Genomic DNA, 18,984 nt, shown 5'->3' with positions numbered 1-18,984 from the left:
AAGCAAGAAAATACAGAAATCAAGTAAAAGAAGTTAAAACAAAACTGATCCTGTATAACATCCACAGGTCTATAGTAAATTATGACATTTTAATTATCATAAAGGTTTTCTACAGAGCCGGATTTTCTACAAGTCAGTTTATTTGAAGCCTGTAGGAATCTATATTGATATTAGGAATACCTTTTATATCTCTAGTTTGCTGCTGGTCAATTGGAGTGAGCTCAACACCCTGGTAGTTTCTGGTTTCAGTCTGATTATCATCTATTTCATTACCAGGAGTATCGGGAGGTGTGGATGATAGGCATTCCGAAATAATTATTATTATTATTAATGTCATTATGCAAATTGTGGTAAGTATGATTTTCCCCATAAGGTTGTAATATTCCCCTATTAAAGAAATACTACTGTCATGTTGATATAACTTTCTCTGCATCACTCAGAGTTCACAGTATTCGTTTCGAGCCTGAACCAAAGCTTTCAGGTTATCAAGTGGTGATTCCGGAGCAATACCACATCCGGGAGCCAGTACATCAACTCCATTTTTCAGACTGTTAAAAGCTTCTGATTTTACCTGTTCAGGGGTTCCGTTAAACAGTGTCTCTGAAGTGGATACATTCCCGATAACGATATTATTATTTTTATGTGCTGTATCTACTGCCGTTTTCAAATCTTGGATATTCTCTTCAATAACGATTCCATTAAATCCGCACTCTACCATATGAGGAACAACTTTATCCGTTTTTCCGCAAACATGAAGCACACAGTATCCATCAAGTTTTTTCGCAGTTTTTGTGTATCTAGGTTTTAGGAGATTTTCGAAATCATATGGAGGAAGTAAATCCGGTGAAGCAACAGCTTCTGCAATACAAATCGCATCAGCACCATTTTTAAGGCATGCGTTTGCATATTCAATACAAACATCAGTACATATATCCAGTAGTTTTTCAACTCTTGCACGGTCTTTAAGCAGCCATTTCATGAAAGTTTTTATACCTGCGATATTAGATGCCAGGTCAATAGGCCCTTCAACTCCTACAATAGTAGGAAGTTCATCTCCAACTTCTTCCTTGATGATTCTGGAAGCTTCCAGTATCGTCGGTATCCGTCCCTTCTCAAGAAGATTATTGGGAACTTCAAGTTTCTCAATTGACTCTTTAGATAATTCATCGGTTATGGATGGTGTTCTTTCTTTTGTACCTATATCGATTTCACATCCTATGGCTTCGCCCAGAGTAACCATATCAAACGGATACCTTACCGTTTCAAAACCAGCAAATTTGTAGGCTGATATTGCCAATGTTGCCATTTTTTCGGGGTTAGTGTCAGCTTCAGGTCTTGATGAACCTGACAGATTCATCAGGTCAACAGGAGCCATGCTGGTAAATGACCCTACAGGAGTTTTATCAACGGTTTTTCCATCCATTACCCTAAACATTCTTTCTCTTGGTGTTATTTCATCCATTGTTATCCTTTCTGGTAGTACTCATCTCTAGCGTCCACCAGTGACTTTATGTTTTTCAACGGTGTATCGGGTGCGATACCACATCCAGGAGCCAGTACATCTACTCCTTCTTCCAGACATCCTCTTGCCTCAATTTTCACATCATCATAACTGTGCATTAACATGGTACCTGAAGCTGAAACATTACCTATAAGTTTTGACCTTCCACCAAGGATTTCCTTTGCAGCTCGGAGGTTGGTTATTTTCTCTTCAACACTTATCCCTTCAAAACCACATCTTGACAGTGGTTCCAGTATAGCATCAATATCACCACACATATGGGATATTTTAATTCCTTTGACATCCCTGCAGAATTTCTGATATTTCGGTTTTATGAAACTTTCAAACATGTCAGGATCAATCAGATCAGGACCTGCAATACCATCGGGAATACATACCACGTCAGCACCGTGTTCAAGAAGGTTGTTAGCATGCTTGATACATACCTCTGTACTGAAATCCAGGAATTTTTTCACATATTCGGGGTTTTTGAGAAACCCTATCAAAAAATTGGATGTTCCCATCAAATGGGCGGTGAGAGTTGCTGGACCAACCAGCCCGGCTATAATCGGAACATTTCCTACAACTTCTTTTTTGAGCAGTTCAGTTACTTCTAACATGACAGGTATTCTGCCCCTGTCCACAAGGTCATCAGGAACTTCCGGTATTTCAGAAGTACCAGAATAAGGGTTAGATGCTATCGAAGGCTGGATGTCCATTGCCCCCATATTAATTTCACATCCCAGGGCTTCAGCAAGGATGGTAAGACAGAACGGGTACCTGACCCCTTCCAGACCTGCAATTTCATGCCCTGAAAGTGCCAGTTTTACCATTTTTTCAGGGTCACTGTGGGCTTCCGGCCATTCTGCCCCTGTCATTCTCATGAGTTCAACAGTTGCTGTCTGGGTGACCGATAGGGCAGGAACTTTATCCACTTCTCTTCTTTCCAGACAATCAATAAGTCTATCTCTTAGATTCATGGTGTTTTGACCTAGTTTATTGTGAATATTTCAATGATATATATATACTGGTTTAAGTAATTATTTTTAAGACAGACTTTTTGTAACGAATCTGCAAAACCACGCCAAAATTATAAATATTATCTAAAATAAGTTATTGTTCATGACTGAGATAATTTTTGATGAAATCGGCAGTTACCCGTTACCAGAAGGGGTAACAAAGGAATGGTTAGCTCATGCTTTTTCCACTCGGGAAGAAGACGAAAAATTATTTTATGTTATCAATGATACTTTTCAGAAAAAAATCGATGCAGGAGTACAGGTTCCCAATTATCCCCAGTTTCAGGATATGAATCAACAGTTCTTGTCCATAATCAACGACCCCGAATGTTTCAATGGACCATACGATGTCAAGGAAGATTGTGCAAGGATAATGGAACTTGAGGCAATTGAACCTGCAGCCAAAAAATACAGAGAGGAAAACGGAGAAAAACTCGGTATCAGGGTATGTATTACAGGACCATTGGAGTTATATCTTAAAGAATTTGGAAGTACCGAATATACCGATATATTGAATTTGTTGGCAGTTAGTGTTGATAGATTTGCCAAAAAAGCAATCGAATCAGCGGAAAATTTCTATGTCAAGACAATATCCATCGATGAGCCAAGTATAGGAATCAATCCACAGATAATGTTTAGTGATTCCGAGATTATTGAAGCATTAACCACTGCGTCACAATCAGCAAGAAAACTGGGAGCAGATGTAGAAATCCATCTTCATTCGCCTATCCACTATCATCTAGCAGCCAGAACACCTTCAATAAACGTTATAGGTGTGGAATCAGCCGCGAACCCTGATTATCTGGAACTTATTGATAAAAAGCTACTGGAAGATACAGATTCATACCTGAGAGTCGGAGTTGCACGTACTGATGTGTTCAATCTTGCCGCTATACTCAATGAAAAGTACAATATCAATGTATGGAAGGATATGGACAGGTTTGAAGAAATCATCACTGATATAGAGACCCCTGAGACTATAACAAAAAGACTTGAAAAAGCCTGCAATATGTTTGGTGACCGCGTCAAATATGCTGGACCGGATTGTGGTCTTGGATCATGGCCAACCCAGGAAATAGCAAGCCGTCTGCTCACCAATGTTGCTAAAGGGATAGCAAACTTTAAAAGTAATTGTTGAATCAATTAAGTTTCAATATTACATTATCCATGGTATCCATGACAATTTCTATAAATTCAGGAGTTATGTAGACTTCTATATAGGCAGCAACAAGTAGCATAACTGTTACTGGAATAAATAAATGCCACAGGGGTTTTGATTTTAGATAAACCCCTGTGATGGAATCTACATATTCAAGACTCTGGTTTATGTTTTTAATGTCACTTCCAAAAAATAGTCTTTTATCATAAACTAGGTTGGATTGTACCTTTGCAAACCTGTGTCCGATAGCTGCTGTCAGAAGTAGTGCAGGAAGTTCCAGTATGCCATGGGGTAAAATTGCAGAAATACAATAAGAAAATGAATAGATGCTGCCCATGACAACTCCTTTCAATCCCATAACTTCGTATCCCTCCAGTATTCCATTAAAAATAAAATAGGACAGAAGCAACCCAATCAACATACCATTGACAACAATTATTATTACAGGTATAGTATGAGGGAGTATTTGGGCAATTTTCTGGTAATCTTGTCTGGTAAATCCGCTGTAATGCCATATTGAATATTTAGGATCTTGGATAGTATCTCTTGTCTGCTTTTGACCCAAATCTGTTTTTGCGGTGATGTAGTGTATTTTTCTGAAAAATTGTTTAAACATATGTTCTGTTTTGATGGAAACATTCAAATATTTCTGATGCCTGGTCCGGTGTTTCAGGTCACCAATCAGCACATGGTGTATGTAGACAAATAATCCTGTACCAAATGATGCAGTAAACGCAGCAATGGTATTGAAAATAAAAATCGACCACATAAGGCTGATGTATCTGGAACTGACCTCGACTTTTTTGACAGCAGTACTTGATGCTGTGGAAACGGCATTGTTCACAGTTTCAGGATCTGAAAAAAAATTCATAACCAGATAGATCCCAAATCCCAGTAAAAAGGTAAAAATAACAGATAGCATAAACAGTTTTATGGACCAGAAAACATCGGATTTTTGGGTACAAAATCTTTCACCAGATGTATCTTCGTCGTTTAAGGTTTTATCAAAAGAACTATCCATATTCTACATTCACCCTCAGTAACTCAATTTAATACTATTTTAAACTGTATTCAAATTTATAAATTTTTGTTAATACTATTATTTGTATCAAATTAAAAATATATCGATGGATTAAAATATCTTTTGTACGCATATTATTATATTAATATGTGCTTTAATGTGAGGTTGCTGTCATGGTTACAAGAATACAGACAGGTATACCAGGATTTGATGAACTAACTCAAGGGGGTCTGCTCTCAGAGAGGGTTTATCTGTTAAGTGGACCACCAGGCAGTGGAAAAACAACTTTTGGAGTCCAATTTTTAACACATGGCGCTGTGAATGGTGAAATTGGTTTATACATAACATTGAATGAGAGTCCTCAAAATGTTATTGATGATATGTCAAACTATAAACTTGGTATCCCATCTCTTATTAAAAAGAAAAAACTCCTTTTTGCAGATCTTGGTCCAAGGATAGAATATGGGTATACAGATGAAATGAATGAGGTAATATCACCAAATTACGAGGTTGGATGTGCTCCGATAGAGTCAGAAGCCCCATCTCCAAATCTTGTATTTAAACAAATTACCGCCTATGTTATGGAATACAATGTCAAAAGGTTGGTAATTGATTCAGTTTCAGCCATACGTTTTACAACCAAAGACCGTTCACTGGAAGAAAAAGAGATGAGCCGATTTATAAGGAGTTTAAAAAACCTTGGATGCACAACAGTACTGCTGTCAGAAATGGTAGACCCTACATCCTATACCACAGAGCAGTTCTCGTCCCATGGGGTCATTTTCCTGCATAATTTCCTTTATCAGAAAACAATGACAAGGGCTTTACAGATTATAAAGATGCGGGGAACCAAGCATGATTGTGATATGCGCAATCTTGAATTCACTGAAAAAGGTCTAAAAATTGCCAATCAGTTGAACTGACAGGGGTTTGATATGATAGATTTTTTCAAAAAAAGTGGAGATAACAGAAAATCCTTTAACACCGGAAAATCCCAGAAAACGGAAATCCTGAAAAAAGTTTATGATCTTGGTTTTGAGGTAGGTTACAATAAACATTCTGAACTGGGATGGGTTACAGAAAAGTATTCCAAATTATATTCACTCTCTAAAATGTATAACTTGGATGAATATGTACATCGGTATTATGTTAAAGGAAAAAGAGACGGATCTCAGGAGAAAGAACGGAATCTATATGCCAGTTTGTCTAGAGAGGAAAAAGGGTCTGAAGATGGAGCAAAAACATCACAGGGTTCGCCTGGCCTAGAATCTACTCAGGAGACAAAAACTTATTTTGAAAGTGGGTTTGGTTGTGAATATAACAACAATTATGAATGTATCCATACACCGGCTCAGAAACCAACCATGCTGGATTTGCCTGATTTTCTTTCAAAACCTGAAAAACTTGACAAACCTGAAAATGTAAAAGGGTTTAAACCATTTACAAAAAAGCGATGAATTATTTTACTCTTTTATAAATCCATAACCTACAAATCTTTGTTTATCATTGTTTAGATTGGCTATTATGAACCGGTCAGGTTTATTGTAGGCAATTTCTTTTGTACCTGAAAAATCTACCAAGTACTCATTCCCGGGTTTCGCCTGTTCCATATTGTTGCCGTTTGTGGTTATTTTCTCAACCCTTACAGGGGCGGACTGGAGACCTGTAAACAGGTGCAAAACATCTCCTACAGCAAAACCGTCTGTTAGCTGGGTAAGAGTGCAGTTTAGAACAAAATCAGTGGCAACAGTCTCATTGTTGGATATTATAAATCCTCTGTCAATATCCTTTGATTGAACATGTTTTAAGGCCAATCCTACGCGCGAACCAGATCCGACACTTTTTTTATCTTCATCATGCATCTGTATTGAACGTATTTCTAGTGGTTTGTTTAAAGGATACATATACATTTTATCCTTTGTATGTATGGTACCCTGTGACACCGATCCAAGAGCCACACATCCGATACCAGTAACATTGAAAACCTGGTCTACTACAACTCTTGGTGTTTCATCATCAAGTTCCTTTTTTTCTTCTGTTATGGTATCACCCATATCAAATATCATATCCCTGATTTCATCCATGCCTTCAAATGAAGATGTGGATATTGAAATGCAGTACCAATTTTCAAGATTTGTACCTGTTGTAACTTTCTTGATTTTTCCTTTTAACTCATCAACTGCATAAGGATAAGTAGTGTCTGATTTTGTTAAAACGAAAATCCCGTGTCGATATTTCATGAGGTCCAGTGCAATTATGCACTCTCCTATAGTTGCGTTGAGTCCTTCAGGGGGTATGCAGACCAGAGCAATATCTGAAAGGTTGAGGGCTGTCACAAATGGTTTTATGGATTCCGGGTACCCGTTTACATCTATGGTTGTGAGTACTCTCCCTCCTTTGGAATACTCGTATTTGGTAATATCCGACTCACTTTCCTTTTTTCCCAGATGTGATGCAAGGCTGGTTCTTCCGCTCTGCTGACTTCCAATGATTGCTACATTCGTCATGCCTTTGCCCTACATCCAGAATAATATTTTAACTTTTCCACAAACTACCATTCCAGATTGCTTTTGTTTTGTCATTGGTACTCTGGTTCAGCTTTCTGATTTTAACCAGATACATGTTTTCTGTCTGTTGAGGAGTACCAAATATCGCATCTATCCCCATACGTTTAAGATGCCTTTCAAATTCATAGATTGTTTCAGGTTCACTAACACGGATATGTACATCTTCGTGAATCTCTTTTCCTTCTGAAACCTTTTTTATGGTCCTGCTCATTGGTTCAAGGATGCTTCTACCAAGCTGTAAACAGCGTTTTTGGAAATCTTCTTCGTTTTCTCCCCATTCTACCGACTGGAAACTTTCACGGATTACTCTTGAGAAAAAATAGTCTCTTCCAAAATCGTTGTAAAATTTGAATCCTTCTCTAAGGTCTGCACAGTTACTTTCAGAACTCGTGTATTTTATTGCATTTATTTGCATATGTGGGTCCTTGATAACCACGCCTTCATGCTCCTGTTTTCCTATTTTCTTGATAATCTCTATGATTTTCTCAGGAGCGTTATCGATACGATATTCCCCAAAGAGTTTTACCTGCCTAAATCCGTATTTATCTATGAGTTTTCTTCGCTCATGCACTGGTAGAGGTTTCCCTGTATTCTTGTATCTTATATCGAATATAAAAAAATCAAGGGATTCGATATTGTAGATGTTTTTAGGAACATAAGGGTTATCCGGACCAACCATTTCTCCGTAAAGAACAAGTTCTGGGTAATCATTGAAAAAATCATGTCCGATCAAATATTTTGCACGTTCTGTGGAATAGGGACAGACAATACCACTACGAGTAAATGCAGTAACATTACCATCGATACTTGCTACCCTTACATTGTAACCGTTCATTTTTTCTTCAACAGCAACAGTATCGATATCCGAAAAATGGCTTTTTACAGCAGGTTCAACAGCCATTGCTCTTTTTATTTTGGGGAAACCTCTTATTAATTCAAAGTATTCGTTGTTTTGATACAAGACAGTTCCACTATCGATTTTGGATACCTTTTTATCAAATCTGAATAGATGTTGATATTTACCCCAGTTTTGCAAAATCCTTCTTTTGGACAACAGTTTTTTGATCTTTGATGGGGGCAGATTAAGAAATTCTGCCGCACCATCTATATCAAGTTTAATCGTGGATTCATCACTCATATTTGCATTTTTAAATTTTATTCAAATTCAGTCAGCTAATCCTTCTATAATGTTTCTTCTTGTAATGATACCCACCAGTTCGTCTTCAAGGTTGATTACAGGTACTCCTCCGATGTTTTCTTCAATCATCATTCTGACAACATCTGATGTAGGCGTGTTTGTATAAACGGTTTTGACACCTCTTGTCATTATATCTTCAATGATTAAGTTTCGTATTCTGGAATCCTGTTTGTTATCAGAAACAAGGTCACGGAATGCACGCATGGATTTTGCAATATCTTTTTCTGTAACAATTCCCACAATTTTTCCGTCCTCGACGATAGGCACTCTTCCAATATCATTTTCAAGCATCTGATGTCTAATATGAATCACACGTTCACCGGGGTTTGCTTTCAGTGGATTCTTTTGCATTATTTCTCCTGCATAACCATCAAAGTAATAATTTTTCAATATTACCTCCGGTGTAATCCATCCAAGAATGTCATCGTTATCCATAACCACTATTACTTTGCCCTTGTTTTTCATCAAAGTCACAGCGTCTTTAATATCAGTATCAGACAAAACTTTGATATATCCATCAGAAACAGCAGTGGCGACATGTAATGAGGATGCAGGTTTGTTACCTTTTTTCCGTGTTCCAAGCTCTTCTGTGAGGTTTCTCATGGTTAATATACCCATAATCTTATCATCATGGGTTACGAGCAACCTGCGTGTGTTTTTTTTCTCCATGACATCAAGTGCGTGGGACGTCGTATCAGATTTATCGATGGTAGGTGGTTCCACCATTATGTCTTTAACTTGCATATCTGAGACCTCTTAATCTATTTTAGGTGTAAACTTTATTATTTGGTTATTAATTATTCAGGTTTCTGGTCCTGTATAGCTCTTAGTATATCACTTCTGCTAATTAATCCAACTATATCTTCACTTTCTTTAACAGGTAAGCCCTGAACATTTTCATCAATCATAATTTTTGCGGCATTACTGATAGAATCATCGCTGTTTATAAAGTGTAGTTTTGTTGTCATGATATCTTCTGCTACAATTGAAACCTTTTCTACATCCCGGTATACCTTCTGACCTGCTGTATTGGGTTTTCGAGCCATTTTTATTTCTTTGGATGCAATTTTTCCTTCATTGTCTGTAATGGCATTAAGTGCCAGATCTCTGGTTGATATCATACCCACGGTTTCTTCAACATCATTTGCTACGAGGAGTTTATGTATGTTGTTCTTGTTCATTTCGTCAATAACATGGTTTATTGTGTGGTGTCTGTGAACAAACATCGGATTTCTGGTCATCCAGTCAGAAACTTTACCATCCAGTGGTTCATTTTCAGCAATATGTTTGACAATGTCCGTTCTTGTAATTATGCCTACCAATTTTTTGTTCATGACAGGAAGACTGCTTATGTCATTCTCAAGCAACATGTTAGTAGCTTGTGCAATCGATGCACTTGGATAAATTGTTAATGGTGATTCGGTTATTACTCTATTGATTAATACATCATCCACTGGTCTTTTCTTCCACATGGGTCCTGATTGAGCCTTTTTCCTGCTCAAATCAGATATTGTAACAATACCCACTAATTGTTCTTCATCATCGGCAACTACAAGTGTATTGATTTTGTGTTTTAGCATCAGATTTCTTGCGTGGGCTACAGTATCATTAGGTTTTATCACATAAACCGGTGAACTCATGATGTCTTCTACATTCATCTTTTCCCTCATTTGTTTTTGTTTTAAAATCAATTTTTATTCAGTAATGGCTTTCAGGAAATCGCGTTCTGTGATGATTCCTATGAATTTACCATTGTCAATTACCGGTAAAGAACCTACATTGTTCTCCTGCATGAACCCTGCGGCTTTCCCAAGGTCTATATCAGAAGTTGTCCATACAACATCCTTTGTAATTAATGAGCTTATGGGTTCATTTAGTGGTTCATGTACATTACCGGTTATGAGTTTTTCAAAGGCTTTTCCACTTCCAAGGTAATTCATTATATTTGTTGCGGTAACAATCCCAAGTAATATACTATCCCTAACCACAGGTAACCTTCTAAAACCTTCATTCATCATGATTTTTGCAGCTTCTTCGATGGATGTGTCGGATTTTACTTTCATCACATCTTTGCTCATATATTCTCCAACAGTTTTGTTTGTGTAAACTCCATCGATAAACTGTAATAAGTCTCTCTCTGTGCAGATTGCACAAACACGGTTATCATCGTCTACAATAGGCAGACCACCGATGTTTTTGGTGTTCATAATGTCAAGAGCATCCTTTATACTGCCAGTATCGTGTAGATATGTGATATCATCTTCCATTATTTCACGTATTTCTGCATTTATTGCTGCCATAAGGTTTCCATTGTAATGATTCTCTACAAGCAGGTTTTTGTCTCCACCACCCATGAAATTTATAATATCAACTGAAGTAACAATACCTTCAAGACGATTGGTACCGGCGTCTGTAACAGGAATACGCCTAAAGCCTTTTTTCATCATCGTTTTAATTGCGCCCATTATAGTTGTTGTTGGAGGGAAGGTAATAACATCTCTTTTGGCAATAGCCATTATATCTCCTTCATGTTCTGCTTCATGTCCCTGAAAGTCTACAGGTCCAAGTTCTTGGATTCCATCGGTTGTATGTAGCTGGGGATCCTTTTTCTTGGATGTTTTTGCTTTATCCTGTGCATGCATTTTTTCTTGCATTCTTACTTTATTTTCTGAAGCTCTATTTCTTTTATCTTTTATATCCAAAGGAATCACCTGAATTATTTCCGCTCAATGTTTCTTCAGACTAAACCATACGGTTTATGTATAAAGGAGGCGTTGTTTGAATAAGAATCGAAGTCACCTTAAACATGCTTCCAGCAGGTCATTTCTATCCACAATTCCAACTACTTTATCGTTGTTAACAACAGTTAACCTTCCGACATCGTAGTGAATCACCTTGTCTATGGCTTCTGTGATGTATGTGTCCGGATTTATCGTATAGGTTGGTGTAGACATTATTTTTTCAACCCTAAGACTTTTTTCAGATGAATTAATTCTTGCGTGTCCTGATGTTATTATATCTCTTCTGGTAATCATGCCCATGGGTTCGTTTTTGCGGTTAACCACCGGTATGCCGGTATAATCCCAGTCCAGCATATTGTTCCATATTTTTGAAACCTCATCATCAGGATAACATGTTTTTACCCTGTCAGTCATAACTTCGCTTACTGTTTTTGGTGACCTTTTTGAAGGGTTGATATTTTCCAGCAGGTCACGATTACTTATAATTCCTGCAAGTCTTTTGTCAGTGGTTGATAGCATCACCGGTGATATGTGTAATTTTGCATCAATCAGCAGTTTTGATACTTTTAATATGTCCATTTCAGGCAGTATAGTAGGGATGGCACGTTCAAAACCCTTTACAGTTAAATTGGATTTGGTGGATGTAACATTAAGGATATCCTGATCTGTAAGGATGCCTGTTACACGGTTGGAATCGTAATCATCAACAACCGGAAGACTTCGCAAAAAATAATCTCGCATTAGCTGTCTTGCATGAGTTATGTAGTCATTTTCACCTATTTTTACCGGGTCTTTTACCATTATATCTTCTACTACAGTCATGTAATCCACCTTTTAACTATCATTAATATAATCTTTAATTGTTTATTTATCTTCATTAATACTCTTCATCACGGCAGCTTTCACACAGCATCATACCGTTTACCAGCTTGAGGTTTTCTGAAAATGTTCCGCAGTATTCACAAATCCCTTGCTCTAAACTCTGGGAAAATTCGGTTTGTTCGCTGGCGACCTCAGTATCTGAGTTTACAGGGAAATATTGTTCCTGGTTCATTTCGATTAAATTTTTCAAAATTGTGTTAAGCCCTGATGAGATGGTCAGTATATCCCGATCTGTAATGAACCCCACAATTTTGTTTTTCTGCATTACTATAAGTCTTCTGATATTGGACTTTACCATCAATTCTGCAGCATCGATCACACTGGTTGAGGGTTTGGTGGTTATGAGTGGTGAAGACATAATCTCCCCAGCAGTTATTCTTGAAGGTCTTATGTCACCTGTCAGTATTTTTTTTACCATGTCCCTTTCTGTTATAATACCAACAGGGTCGCTATTTCGCATAACTATAATACTGCCCACATTGTTCTTACTCATAATCTGAGCAACATCTACCACACTCGAATCAATATCAATTGTATATACGTTTCTGTTCATGATTTCATGAACTGTCAAATCGTCTTCGAGTTCTTTGTACGTTTTACCGGATTCAACGTCTTTTTGAGTCCTTAAAGCCATAGGTATCACTTCATTTATTGAATTGTTTAGTATCAGCCCACATTTCATTCCCACCAATAGAGAATATTTATACGATGGTATTTATAGATGTTTGTAATCCATAAGGGTTGCACTATTATTTTACTGTTTTTTTTAAGCCAGAATAAAAAAACTCCTACAATGTACAAGTAGCAATGGATGAATCGAAAAAATTATAAATGGGCAAATTCAAAAAAATTATTGTGTAAAATTCATACACATATCTATAAATCCATCGATTTGCCAGTCCAGTAATGCCTTTTCATTCTCTGTAAGTGTTGTTTCTAAACTATCAAAAATCCCAATGAATCCTATAAGTGCCAGTACGTTTACATTTTCAACTGTTTCTTTTTTAAGCACTCCGAATTTAAGAAGCTCCAGGATGCGTTTCCAGAAGACAGGACTGTTTCTGAGTATTTCTGCCTGTGTACATAACATCTCATCAATATTCAAATCAGTACTCAACTCTTCCAATAGGTCATTTGGCAGTTTATTTTTCCCTTTTTCTGTTATCGAAGCGATTTTCAGACATCCATCTTCCTTTCTGGTTGTAATGTAGCCCTCTTTTTCCAGTTTTGAGTTTCCTGATTCCAGTTCTTTTTCGTTATACTCTTCATTTTCAATGGTCTTTCTGTTTAATTCATCTGCATTGTTCACAGGACAATGTGTACAATCACCACGTGGATGAATACATTCTAAGTCTGTTTTTTGACAATAGAGATAATTATTTTTTGTCATCGTTTTTCACACGCTATCAACTGGTTTTTGTAAATAGCCATTTTTTTGAATCACGTTTTCTCCATTACCCCTCCCGTCATCAACTGGAAACTTTTGGTCAAATTTGTATCAAACCATTTGCGACCATATTAGCAGTTTGTGTGTTTTATGGGCTAATATATCAAGATATACTTTATAAGTGTTTGATATATTTTTGTGTTTGTAACTGGTACATAATGTATATCAGAATCAAATATTATCCAATCATATCTTTATATGTTCTCCTGGCATCACATCGTACATTTTTTCTATGTGGTCAAAACTATTATTTTTTTATAATATGTGTACAATATTTTAACTGTATGTCAAAGGTTAAAATTAATACAAGTATTCCCAAAGAATATAAAGACTTAATTGAAAAATCAGAGTACAGTCAAACCTACTGTGTTACCGAGGCGTTAAGACAGTTTTTTTATGGCCCAGAAATCAAAGATCTACAAACTTCACAATCTGAGGACACAAATAATAATGTAGATGTCTCATTATATGAAGAACGAATCCAAGAGCTAAAAAAGGACAAAGAAAGGCTTTACAAATTGCTTGGTAACAAAGATTTACAACTGCAAAACAAGGATAACCAGCTGGCAGAAAAGGACAACCAGCTTAAAAACAAGGAAAATCAAATAAGTTCAATGTTTTATAAAATAAATACAATGGAACAGAAACAAGATGAAAAACTTCGGCTTACAGACCACCTGAGACCAAGAGGCAATAAACCTGGGTTAATAAAACGTTTGAAATCGAAATTTACGGATTGAAGAGGGTTATAAGATAATAACCCTGCTTCTGTTTCCTACACTTAATTCAACGTCATCCTGGAAACCAGTTTTCGAATACGCATCTATAATCTGTATTTTTGTATCAATATCCATCTGGTCTATTAAATTGGCTTTTTTTCCCCAGAAAGCTATCCTTATTCGACCGGTATCATCTGATAAATAAATATTTGCAACTGTATTAATTGAACCGTCTTTTTTTGTGAATTCCTTTATATCACCAATACCTGAAACAGCACCTTCAACTGAGTAGGGTTTTTTAGAAGATGCGTCAATATCGTCGATGGAAGTGAAAACTTCTTTATAATCTACTGGAGTATTTGTCTTTTTTAGTAATCCGTGGTTTCCAATCTGGATTTCTACTTCCTGATTATAATTGTTTGTACGTGCAAACCCATTGATTATTTCTACAGTGTCGTCATAATCAATTCCTTTCACAAGGTCTGCTTTATCGTCCCATAGTGTGACTTTGATTTTTCCGGTGTCATCTCCAATCTGCAGGTTGCTGACACGTCCTTGGGAACCGTCTTTTCTCTTAAAAGTTTTTACATCCCAGATATTCAATATTTTACCCAGCAAATTGATATCTCCGGTTCCGTCTTCAATGTTTTTAATTTTCAGGGAATTGGCTGATGTGTCTACATGCTCATCTGACTCATTGATTGTACCATATTGACCAATATGTACTTCCAGACCTCTGTACCCTTCTTTTGCGTATCCGCTAATCTGTAGGTTCTGGTCAACCTCGAGATATTCAGATTCAATTAAACCGGCTTTATCATCCCACAGTGTTAGCCTGATGGACCCGGTTTCGTCTGCGACTACTAGATTTCCGACTTTTCCCTCGGTGCCGTCATTTCGGTTAAAATTCTTGGTATTAAAAACAGATACTACTTTGGCAATAAAATGAACATTGTTGTTCGGTTTTATATCTGATATTTTAACTACATCATTTCCTGTATCACTAACACCCATATCATTGGCAACAAGCAAAGCTGCTGTTTTTTTATCACAAAGGCCACTCATTTGTTCCACTTTTTCATCGACTTTGGATAGAAAATCTTCTCTGCTTATGGTATTTTCAAGTTTATCATAAATACTATCGATTTCTTCAGTTTCATTCATGGTAACACCAGTGACGGATTGATTATTAAAAGTAACTATCAATTTAATATGTTATTGAATAGTATACAATAGTCCCAATACAAAAATGGAACAGTTTAAAGTAGTTTTCGTCTTGATAAAAATAAAATATAGGGACAAAATCGTCCTATATTTTTCTTTTTGGCAAGATATATTAACAATAAATGATATTGTTTTCATCAGGTACTATGATTCGCAAATGTAACGAACATGGATACTTCAGAGGTGAAGTCTGTCCAGAGTGCGAAACAAGAGGTAGGTATGTGATGGACGACCGCTCTGAAGAACGTTTGGGAAAATTCGTTTCAGGATCTCTTAGACATTTTCCAAAGGCTGCAGGTCTTGAAATGGATGGCAGAGGATGGGTAGACCTAGAGCATTTCTGTAATACTTTAAAACGAAGATATAAATGGGTTACTAAAGAATCACTAATATCTCTTGTTGAATCTGATGTCAAAAACAGATATGAAATTGATAACGGATACATAAGAGCATGTTATGGACATTCTGTAGATGTTGACCTGGACCATTCCGGATGCGAACTTCCATATCTGTACTATGGTATAAGTCAGGAAGAAGCAGACATGGTTCTTGAAAAAGGCATTAAACCAATCCATCAGCAGTATGTCCATCTCAGTACATCCTTTAATAAAGCAAGGAGCGCTGCACAGATCCATACAGAAAATCCAGTTATAATTAGGATAGATGCAGAAGCTGCACGGGATAAAGGGATATCGTTTATGTCTGCAACAGATGAAATTGTTCTGACAGAAGAGGTACCATCGGATTATTTAACTGTTGCAAGTTCGGATGAATATAATTAAGCATTTAACAGGAAGACACCCAAAACAGATTGTTTTCCTTTATTATTTTAAAATTTACATCAAGAAACTGTTCTGTTACCCAGATATTTGTTTTCGTGTGCTTAGTGAGTTCTCTGACAGTATAAGAGCATCCAGGGAAAAGTCCCATATAGGGTATCAACTGGTCAGCCAGGTGTATATCCACTGTAGCTTCAGATTCTAATTCCATGGTTAAGTTTTCTGCAGCTTTTTTACCAATTTTTTCAGCCGGTAAACCCCTTTTTCCCAGTTCACTACTACCAAAAAATCCTCTCCAAAGGGTAATACCTGTACCGGTAGATGGATTATTTAGGACTTCGGTAAGAATGTCAGAATCAAAATTTCGAGTGTTGAGATGTTGGGATGCTGATTTTTTTTGTCTCTGAGCAATGTGTTCAGGCAGATTTGAGCAGTGGGACATCCCGGAAATCTTAGAAATTGAGGGTCTGTAGCTTGTAAAATCAAATTTGTGAAGTTTGCTTGGTTTCAGGTTTGCATGTACAACCCCCATACCCACCGGATAATATCCGCGTCTGATGGTATTGATATCACACGAAAACCTCATTTTTGACAGGGCAGGAACAGTTACATATTTAAGATAATCAATGGTTGGAGACCAGGCAACATCTGTACCACCTGTAATTTCAAGCTGTATATCTTCAGCAGTCTGGGTTACTAGGGGCATGATACACTGCAAAAGCAGTGTGATACTTCCGGCAGTTCCGATATCGACACGGAAACAACTCCCTTTTATATCCCCTGGAAAGAATTCAACACTCGATGAATTTAAAGATACTCCTGTAACTTCAGCATTACATACACGGGTAGCAGTTTCAAGGGTCTTTACATGCTGATGTTTGAGTCCCGGATTTGGACGGTTTTTGCGTATGCTGTGAATTTTTATGTTTTTACCGGTTGCAGCAGATAGAGCAACAGCAGTTCTGACAATCTGACCGCCACCTTCACCATATGATCCATCGATTTTAATCATGTTCCTGCTCATCCATATTTTTATATGCATCTTTTATTGCATATATCATAGGGTCTACCAGTTCAGACACTGGTGGAGTGTAGCATGTCTCCATTCTCAACATGTCAGAAATGGTAGCTTTTTTCCTTATTGCAAAGGATAATCCATCGATTCTTTCTTTCACACCTTCTCCACCGATGACCTGTGCTCCTACAAGATATCCTTTATTGAACAATAGTTTGATGTAAATGCTACATCCACCGGGATAATATCCTGCCCTTGTAGTTCCTGTTGATGAACCGGTTGTAATCTTTATATTATTCTTATGTGCGGTGTTTTCTGTCAGCCCCACATTACCTACCTGATAATCTTTAATTACACCAACCCACGGATTTGTAATTGGACCAAAAGTTGTCGGTATACCCAGAAGATTGTCGGCAATTACAGATGCCATTCTTCTCGCAGTACTTGCAAGCTGGCTGATAAAGGGATTTCCAGTAACAAAGTCATAAACCTGTGCACATTCACCGCCTGCAAATACATCGCTAAGATAACTATCTTTATGTTTCACCTGTAGCTGGTTATTAACTAAGATACCTCCACTATCACCTACAGAGGTACCTGCGTTTTTTGCAAGTGAAATTTCAGGATTTACACCCGTAGATATAATAACAGCCTCAGCAGGTATATCCATATCCTCTCCAGTAACAGTTGTTTTGATAGTAACTGATTCTGCACTGTTTGAACCGTTCATGGATACCAGTGTGTAGCCTGTTAATAGATTGATACCCTTTGAATCAAGGTAATTCTGAACAACTTCTCCCATATCGGAATCAAGATTATGGGATAAAATGGTGCTGCTTCTGTTGATAAGGGTTGTGTTGATCCCCTGTTTCATACCAGCTACTGCGACTTCTACCCCTACACCACCAGCACCAACAACCACCAGATTTTTTGCGGTTTTTAATTTTTCCTGAATTTTCATTCCATCCGATAATGTTCTAAGTGTGAACACATTGTTATATGTGGTAAACGGTTGCAGGGTTTCAGGTATAAACGGTGTACTTCCTGTAGCAATAACAAGCTTATCGTATCTCAATATTTCATTTCCGGTATGAACTGTTTTATTTTTAAGGTCTACGGAATCCACCTGCGCGTTGAGCTGGACATCTATACCCATATCTTTGAAAAACTGGAGGTTTTTGACTATGAGTTTATTGAAATTTTCAATATCACCGGCAAGTACAAAAGGCATTCCGCACTGACTGTAGGCAGTATGTGAATCCTTTGATAACACTTTGATGTTGTAGTTTCCATGGCGCTTAACATGGGTCGCAACAGCCATCCCAACAGCGCCCCCTCCTATGATAACTAATTTTTGTTTTCTGGTATCATTCTCTGCAGTTTTCCCCACCATACTGGTTAATAATCAAGGTTGTTTATTAAGCGTATTGCTTGCATGGTTGTTTAAATAAATTTAAGACCTCAGACGATGTTAGGCGATTACCTAACAAAAAGAATAATTTTATCAAGTCTCCTGCGAAATTGTTCCTCAATAAGATAGAGGAGGATTATATTTGCCAGATTTATCCATATACAAAGGTATCGGTATACTGCTGATTATAGTTGTTTTTAGTGGTGCATTGCTTTTCGCAACTGCTCACGAGGTTGACTCAGAGATAAATGAAACAAATGAAACAAATGAAACAAGTCAGAAACCAGGTAACGTATCAGAA

Annotated in this window: 20 protein-coding genes; 5 read left to right on the top strand and 15 right to left on the bottom strand. The window is 37.2% G+C overall.

Features of this window, described 5'->3' with window-relative positions:
• Nucleotides 1-133: 133 nt before the first annotated feature.
• The 3 genes from ACLFMM_RS04680 to mtaA (ACLFMM_RS04670) all read right to left on the bottom strand — a co-directional run bounded on the left by ACLFMM_RS04680 (nucleotide 134) and on the right by mtaA (ACLFMM_RS04670) (nucleotide 2,481).
• A complete protein-coding gene (locus ACLFMM_RS04680; protein ID WP_410807551.1) occupies nucleotides 134-370 on the bottom strand; it encodes a hypothetical protein in 237 nt (78 codons plus the stop codon).
• 66 nt (nucleotides 371-436) lie between these two features.
• Nucleotides 437-1,462, bottom strand: a complete 1,026-nt coding sequence (gene mtaA / locus ACLFMM_RS04675; protein ID WP_410807550.1) for a methylcobamide:CoM methyltransferase MtaA — start codon at nucleotides 1,460-1,462, stop codon at nucleotides 437-439.
• 2 nt (nucleotides 1,463-1,464) lie between these two features.
• On the bottom strand, nucleotides 1,465-2,481 hold the full coding sequence (gene mtaA / locus ACLFMM_RS04670) for a methylcobamide:CoM methyltransferase MtaA (RefSeq protein ID WP_410807549.1): 1,017 nt from the start codon (nucleotides 2,479-2,481) through the stop codon (nucleotides 1,465-1,467).
• Between the two features lie 142 nt (nucleotides 2,482-2,623).
• Here mtaA (ACLFMM_RS04670) and ACLFMM_RS04665 point away from each other — a divergent pair, with 142 nt between their 5' ends.
• Nucleotides 2,624-3,658: a methionine synthase gene (locus ACLFMM_RS04665; protein ID WP_410807548.1), complete on the top strand. Its 1,035-nt coding sequence runs from the start codon at nucleotides 2,624-2,626 to the stop codon at nucleotides 3,656-3,658.
• Nucleotide 3,659: 1 nt separating this feature from the next.
• On the opposite strand, the gene ACLFMM_RS04660 is transcribed toward ACLFMM_RS04665, so the two are convergent.
• Nucleotides 3,660-4,700: a stage II sporulation protein M gene (locus tag ACLFMM_RS04660; RefSeq protein ID WP_410807547.1), complete on the bottom strand. Its 1,041-nt coding sequence runs from the start codon at nucleotides 4,698-4,700 to the stop codon at nucleotides 3,660-3,662.
• A 173-nt stretch (nucleotides 4,701-4,873) separates the two neighbouring features.
• On the opposite strand from ACLFMM_RS04660, the gene ACLFMM_RS04655 reads away from it, so the two are divergent.
• Together ACLFMM_RS04655 and ACLFMM_RS04650 are read left to right on the top strand one after the other, a co-directional pair.
• Nucleotides 4,874-5,623: an RAD55 family ATPase gene (locus ACLFMM_RS04655; protein WP_410807546.1), complete on the top strand. Its 750-nt coding sequence runs from the start codon at nucleotides 4,874-4,876 to the stop codon at nucleotides 5,621-5,623.
• Nucleotides 5,624-5,635: 12 nt separating this feature from the next.
• Complete coding sequence (locus ACLFMM_RS04650) at nucleotides 5,636-6,157, top strand: hypothetical protein (protein WP_410807545.1); 522 nt, start codon at nucleotides 5,636-5,638, stop codon at nucleotides 6,155-6,157.
• Nucleotides 6,158-6,163: 6 nt separating this feature from the next.
• Here ACLFMM_RS04650 and ACLFMM_RS04645 read toward each other — a convergent pair whose 3' ends face one another.
• From ACLFMM_RS04645 to ACLFMM_RS04610, 8 genes are all read right to left on the bottom strand, one after another.
• Complete coding sequence (locus ACLFMM_RS04645) at nucleotides 6,164-7,207, bottom strand: EF-Tu/IF-2/RF-3 family GTPase (protein WP_410807544.1); 1,044 nt, start codon at nucleotides 7,205-7,207, stop codon at nucleotides 6,164-6,166.
• A 28-nt stretch (nucleotides 7,208-7,235) separates the two neighbouring features.
• A complete protein-coding gene (locus tag ACLFMM_RS04640; protein ID WP_410807543.1) occupies nucleotides 7,236-8,405 on the bottom strand; it encodes an RNA ligase in 1,170 nt (389 codons plus the stop codon).
• A 27-nt stretch (nucleotides 8,406-8,432) separates the two neighbouring features.
• Entirely contained in the window at nucleotides 8,433-9,209 is a 777-nt protein-coding gene (locus tag ACLFMM_RS04635) for a CBS domain-containing protein (RefSeq protein ID WP_410807542.1), read from the bottom strand.
• Between the two features lie 53 nt (nucleotides 9,210-9,262).
• Nucleotides 9,263-10,123, bottom strand: a complete 861-nt coding sequence (locus ACLFMM_RS04630) for an HPP family protein (RefSeq protein ID WP_410807541.1) — start codon at nucleotides 10,121-10,123, stop codon at nucleotides 9,263-9,265.
• 36 nt (nucleotides 10,124-10,159) lie between these two features.
• Complete coding sequence (locus ACLFMM_RS04625) at nucleotides 10,160-11,176, bottom strand: CBS domain-containing protein (RefSeq protein WP_410807540.1); 1,017 nt, start codon at nucleotides 11,174-11,176, stop codon at nucleotides 10,160-10,162.
• 84 nt (nucleotides 11,177-11,260) lie between these two features.
• Nucleotides 11,261-12,028 carry an HPP family protein gene (locus ACLFMM_RS04620; protein ID WP_410807539.1) on the bottom strand — a complete coding sequence of 256 codons (768 nt, stop codon included), beginning with the start codon at nucleotides 12,026-12,028 and terminating at the stop codon, nucleotides 11,261-11,263.
• Between the two features lie 55 nt (nucleotides 12,029-12,083).
• The gene (locus tag ACLFMM_RS04615) at nucleotides 12,084-12,770 is read right to left on the bottom strand and encodes a cyclic nucleotide-binding/CBS domain-containing protein (RefSeq protein ID WP_410807538.1); all 687 of its coding nucleotides are present in this window, start codon (nucleotides 12,768-12,770) and stop codon (nucleotides 12,084-12,086) included.
• Between the two features lie 168 nt (nucleotides 12,771-12,938).
• Nucleotides 12,939-13,478: a hypothetical protein gene (locus tag ACLFMM_RS04610; protein WP_410807537.1), complete on the bottom strand. Its 540-nt coding sequence runs from the start codon at nucleotides 13,476-13,478 to the stop codon at nucleotides 12,939-12,941.
• A gap of 341 nt (nucleotides 13,479-13,819) precedes the next feature.
• Between ACLFMM_RS04610 and ACLFMM_RS04605 the strand changes: the two genes are divergently transcribed.
• A complete protein-coding gene (locus tag ACLFMM_RS04605) occupies nucleotides 13,820-14,275 on the top strand; it encodes a hypothetical protein (protein WP_410807536.1) in 456 nt (151 codons plus the stop codon).
• 6 nt (nucleotides 14,276-14,281) lie between these two features.
• On the opposite strand, the gene ACLFMM_RS04600 is transcribed toward ACLFMM_RS04605, so the two are convergent.
• Nucleotides 14,282-15,418: an OB-fold nucleic acid binding domain-containing protein gene (locus tag ACLFMM_RS04600; protein ID WP_410807535.1), complete on the bottom strand. Its 1,137-nt coding sequence runs from the start codon at nucleotides 15,416-15,418 to the stop codon at nucleotides 14,282-14,284.
• A gap of 206 nt (nucleotides 15,419-15,624) precedes the next feature.
• On the opposite strand from ACLFMM_RS04600, the gene ACLFMM_RS04595 reads away from it, so the two are divergent.
• Nucleotides 15,625-16,260, top strand: a complete 636-nt coding sequence (locus tag ACLFMM_RS04595; RefSeq protein WP_410807553.1) for an RNA 2'-phosphotransferase — start codon at nucleotides 15,625-15,627, stop codon at nucleotides 16,258-16,260.
• Between the two features lie 4 nt (nucleotides 16,261-16,264).
• Here the strand turns inward: ACLFMM_RS04595 and rtcA are convergent, their stop codons facing one another.
• Both rtcA and ACLFMM_RS04585 read right to left on the bottom strand, forming a co-directional pair.
• Nucleotides 16,265-17,269 carry an RNA 3'-terminal phosphate cyclase gene (gene rtcA, locus ACLFMM_RS04590; RefSeq protein WP_410807552.1) on the bottom strand — a complete coding sequence of 335 codons (1,005 nt, stop codon included), beginning with the start codon at nucleotides 17,267-17,269 and terminating at the stop codon, nucleotides 16,265-16,267.
• A complete protein-coding gene (locus ACLFMM_RS04585) occupies nucleotides 17,262-18,665 on the bottom strand; it encodes an FAD-dependent oxidoreductase (RefSeq protein WP_410807534.1) in 1,404 nt (467 codons plus the stop codon). The genes rtcA and ACLFMM_RS04585 overlap by 8 nt, the downstream gene beginning before the upstream one ends.
• Nucleotides 18,666-18,984 lie beyond the last annotated feature (319 nt).

The organism is Methanohalobium sp. (assembly GCF_046546175.1).
In the GTDB taxonomy this organism is placed as follows: domain Archaea; phylum Halobacteriota; class Methanosarcinia; order Methanosarcinales; family Methanosarcinaceae; genus Methanohalobium.
Note: the sequence above shows the minus strand (reverse complement) of the source record. Positions and strands in the feature narration are given on the sequence as shown.

Bases quoted from the DNA above. Each gene is read 5' to 3' on its own strand.
- ACLFMM_RS04645 (WP_410807544.1), bottom strand. From the start codon at position 7,207: ATGACGAATGTAGCAATCATTGGAAGTCAGCAGAGCGGAAGAACCAGC.
- ACLFMM_RS04585 (WP_410807534.1), bottom strand. From the start codon at position 18,665: ATGGTGGGGAAAACTGCAGAGAATGATACCAGAAAACAAAAATTAGTT.
- ACLFMM_RS04630 (WP_410807541.1), bottom strand. From the start codon at position 10,123: ATGAATGTAGAAGACATCATGAGTTCACCGGTTTATGTGATAAAACCT.
- ACLFMM_RS04595 (WP_410807553.1), top strand. From the start codon at position 15,625: ATGATTCGCAAATGTAACGAACATGGATACTTCAGAGGTGAAGTCTGT.
- mtaA (WP_410807550.1), bottom strand. From the start codon at position 1,462: ATGGATGAAATAACACCAAGAGAAAGAATGTTTAGGGTAATGGATGGA.
- ACLFMM_RS04610 (WP_410807537.1), bottom strand. From the start codon at position 13,478: ATGACAAAAAATAATTATCTCTATTGTCAAAAAACAGACTTAGAATGT.
- ACLFMM_RS04600 (WP_410807535.1), bottom strand. From the start codon at position 15,418: ATGAATGAAACTGAAGAAATCGATAGTATTTATGATAAACTTGAAAAT.
- ACLFMM_RS04640 (WP_410807543.1), bottom strand. From the start codon at position 8,405: ATGAGTGATGAATCCACGATTAAACTTGATATAGATGGTGCGGCAGAA.
- ACLFMM_RS04665 (WP_410807548.1), top strand. From the start codon at position 2,624: ATGACTGAGATAATTTTTGATGAAATCGGCAGTTACCCGTTACCAGAA.
- ACLFMM_RS04680 (WP_410807551.1), bottom strand. From the start codon at position 370: ATGGGGAAAATCATACTTACCACAATTTGCATAATGACATTAATAATA.
- ACLFMM_RS04635 (WP_410807542.1), bottom strand. From the start codon at position 9,209: ATGCAAGTTAAAGACATAATGGTGGAACCACCTACCATCGATAAATCT.
- ACLFMM_RS04615 (WP_410807538.1), bottom strand. From the start codon at position 12,770: ATGAAATGTGGGCTGATACTAAACAATTCAATAAATGAAGTGATACCT.
- ACLFMM_RS04620 (WP_410807539.1), bottom strand. From the start codon at position 12,028: ATGACTGTAGTAGAAGATATAATGGTAAAAGACCCGGTAAAAATAGGT.
- ACLFMM_RS04660 (WP_410807547.1), bottom strand. From the start codon at position 4,700: ATGGATAGTTCTTTTGATAAAACCTTAAACGACGAAGATACATCTGGT.
- mtaA (WP_410807549.1), bottom strand. From the start codon at position 2,481: ATGAATCTAAGAGATAGACTTATTGATTGTCTGGAAAGAAGAGAAGTG.
- ACLFMM_RS04650 (WP_410807545.1), top strand. From the start codon at position 5,636: ATGATAGATTTTTTCAAAAAAAGTGGAGATAACAGAAAATCCTTTAAC.
- ACLFMM_RS04655 (WP_410807546.1), top strand. From the start codon at position 4,874: ATGGTTACAAGAATACAGACAGGTATACCAGGATTTGATGAACTAACT.
- rtcA (WP_410807552.1), bottom strand. From the start codon at position 17,269: ATGATTAAAATCGATGGATCATATGGTGAAGGTGGCGGTCAGATTGTC.
- ACLFMM_RS04605 (WP_410807536.1), top strand. From the start codon at position 13,820: ATGTCAAAGGTTAAAATTAATACAAGTATTCCCAAAGAATATAAAGAC.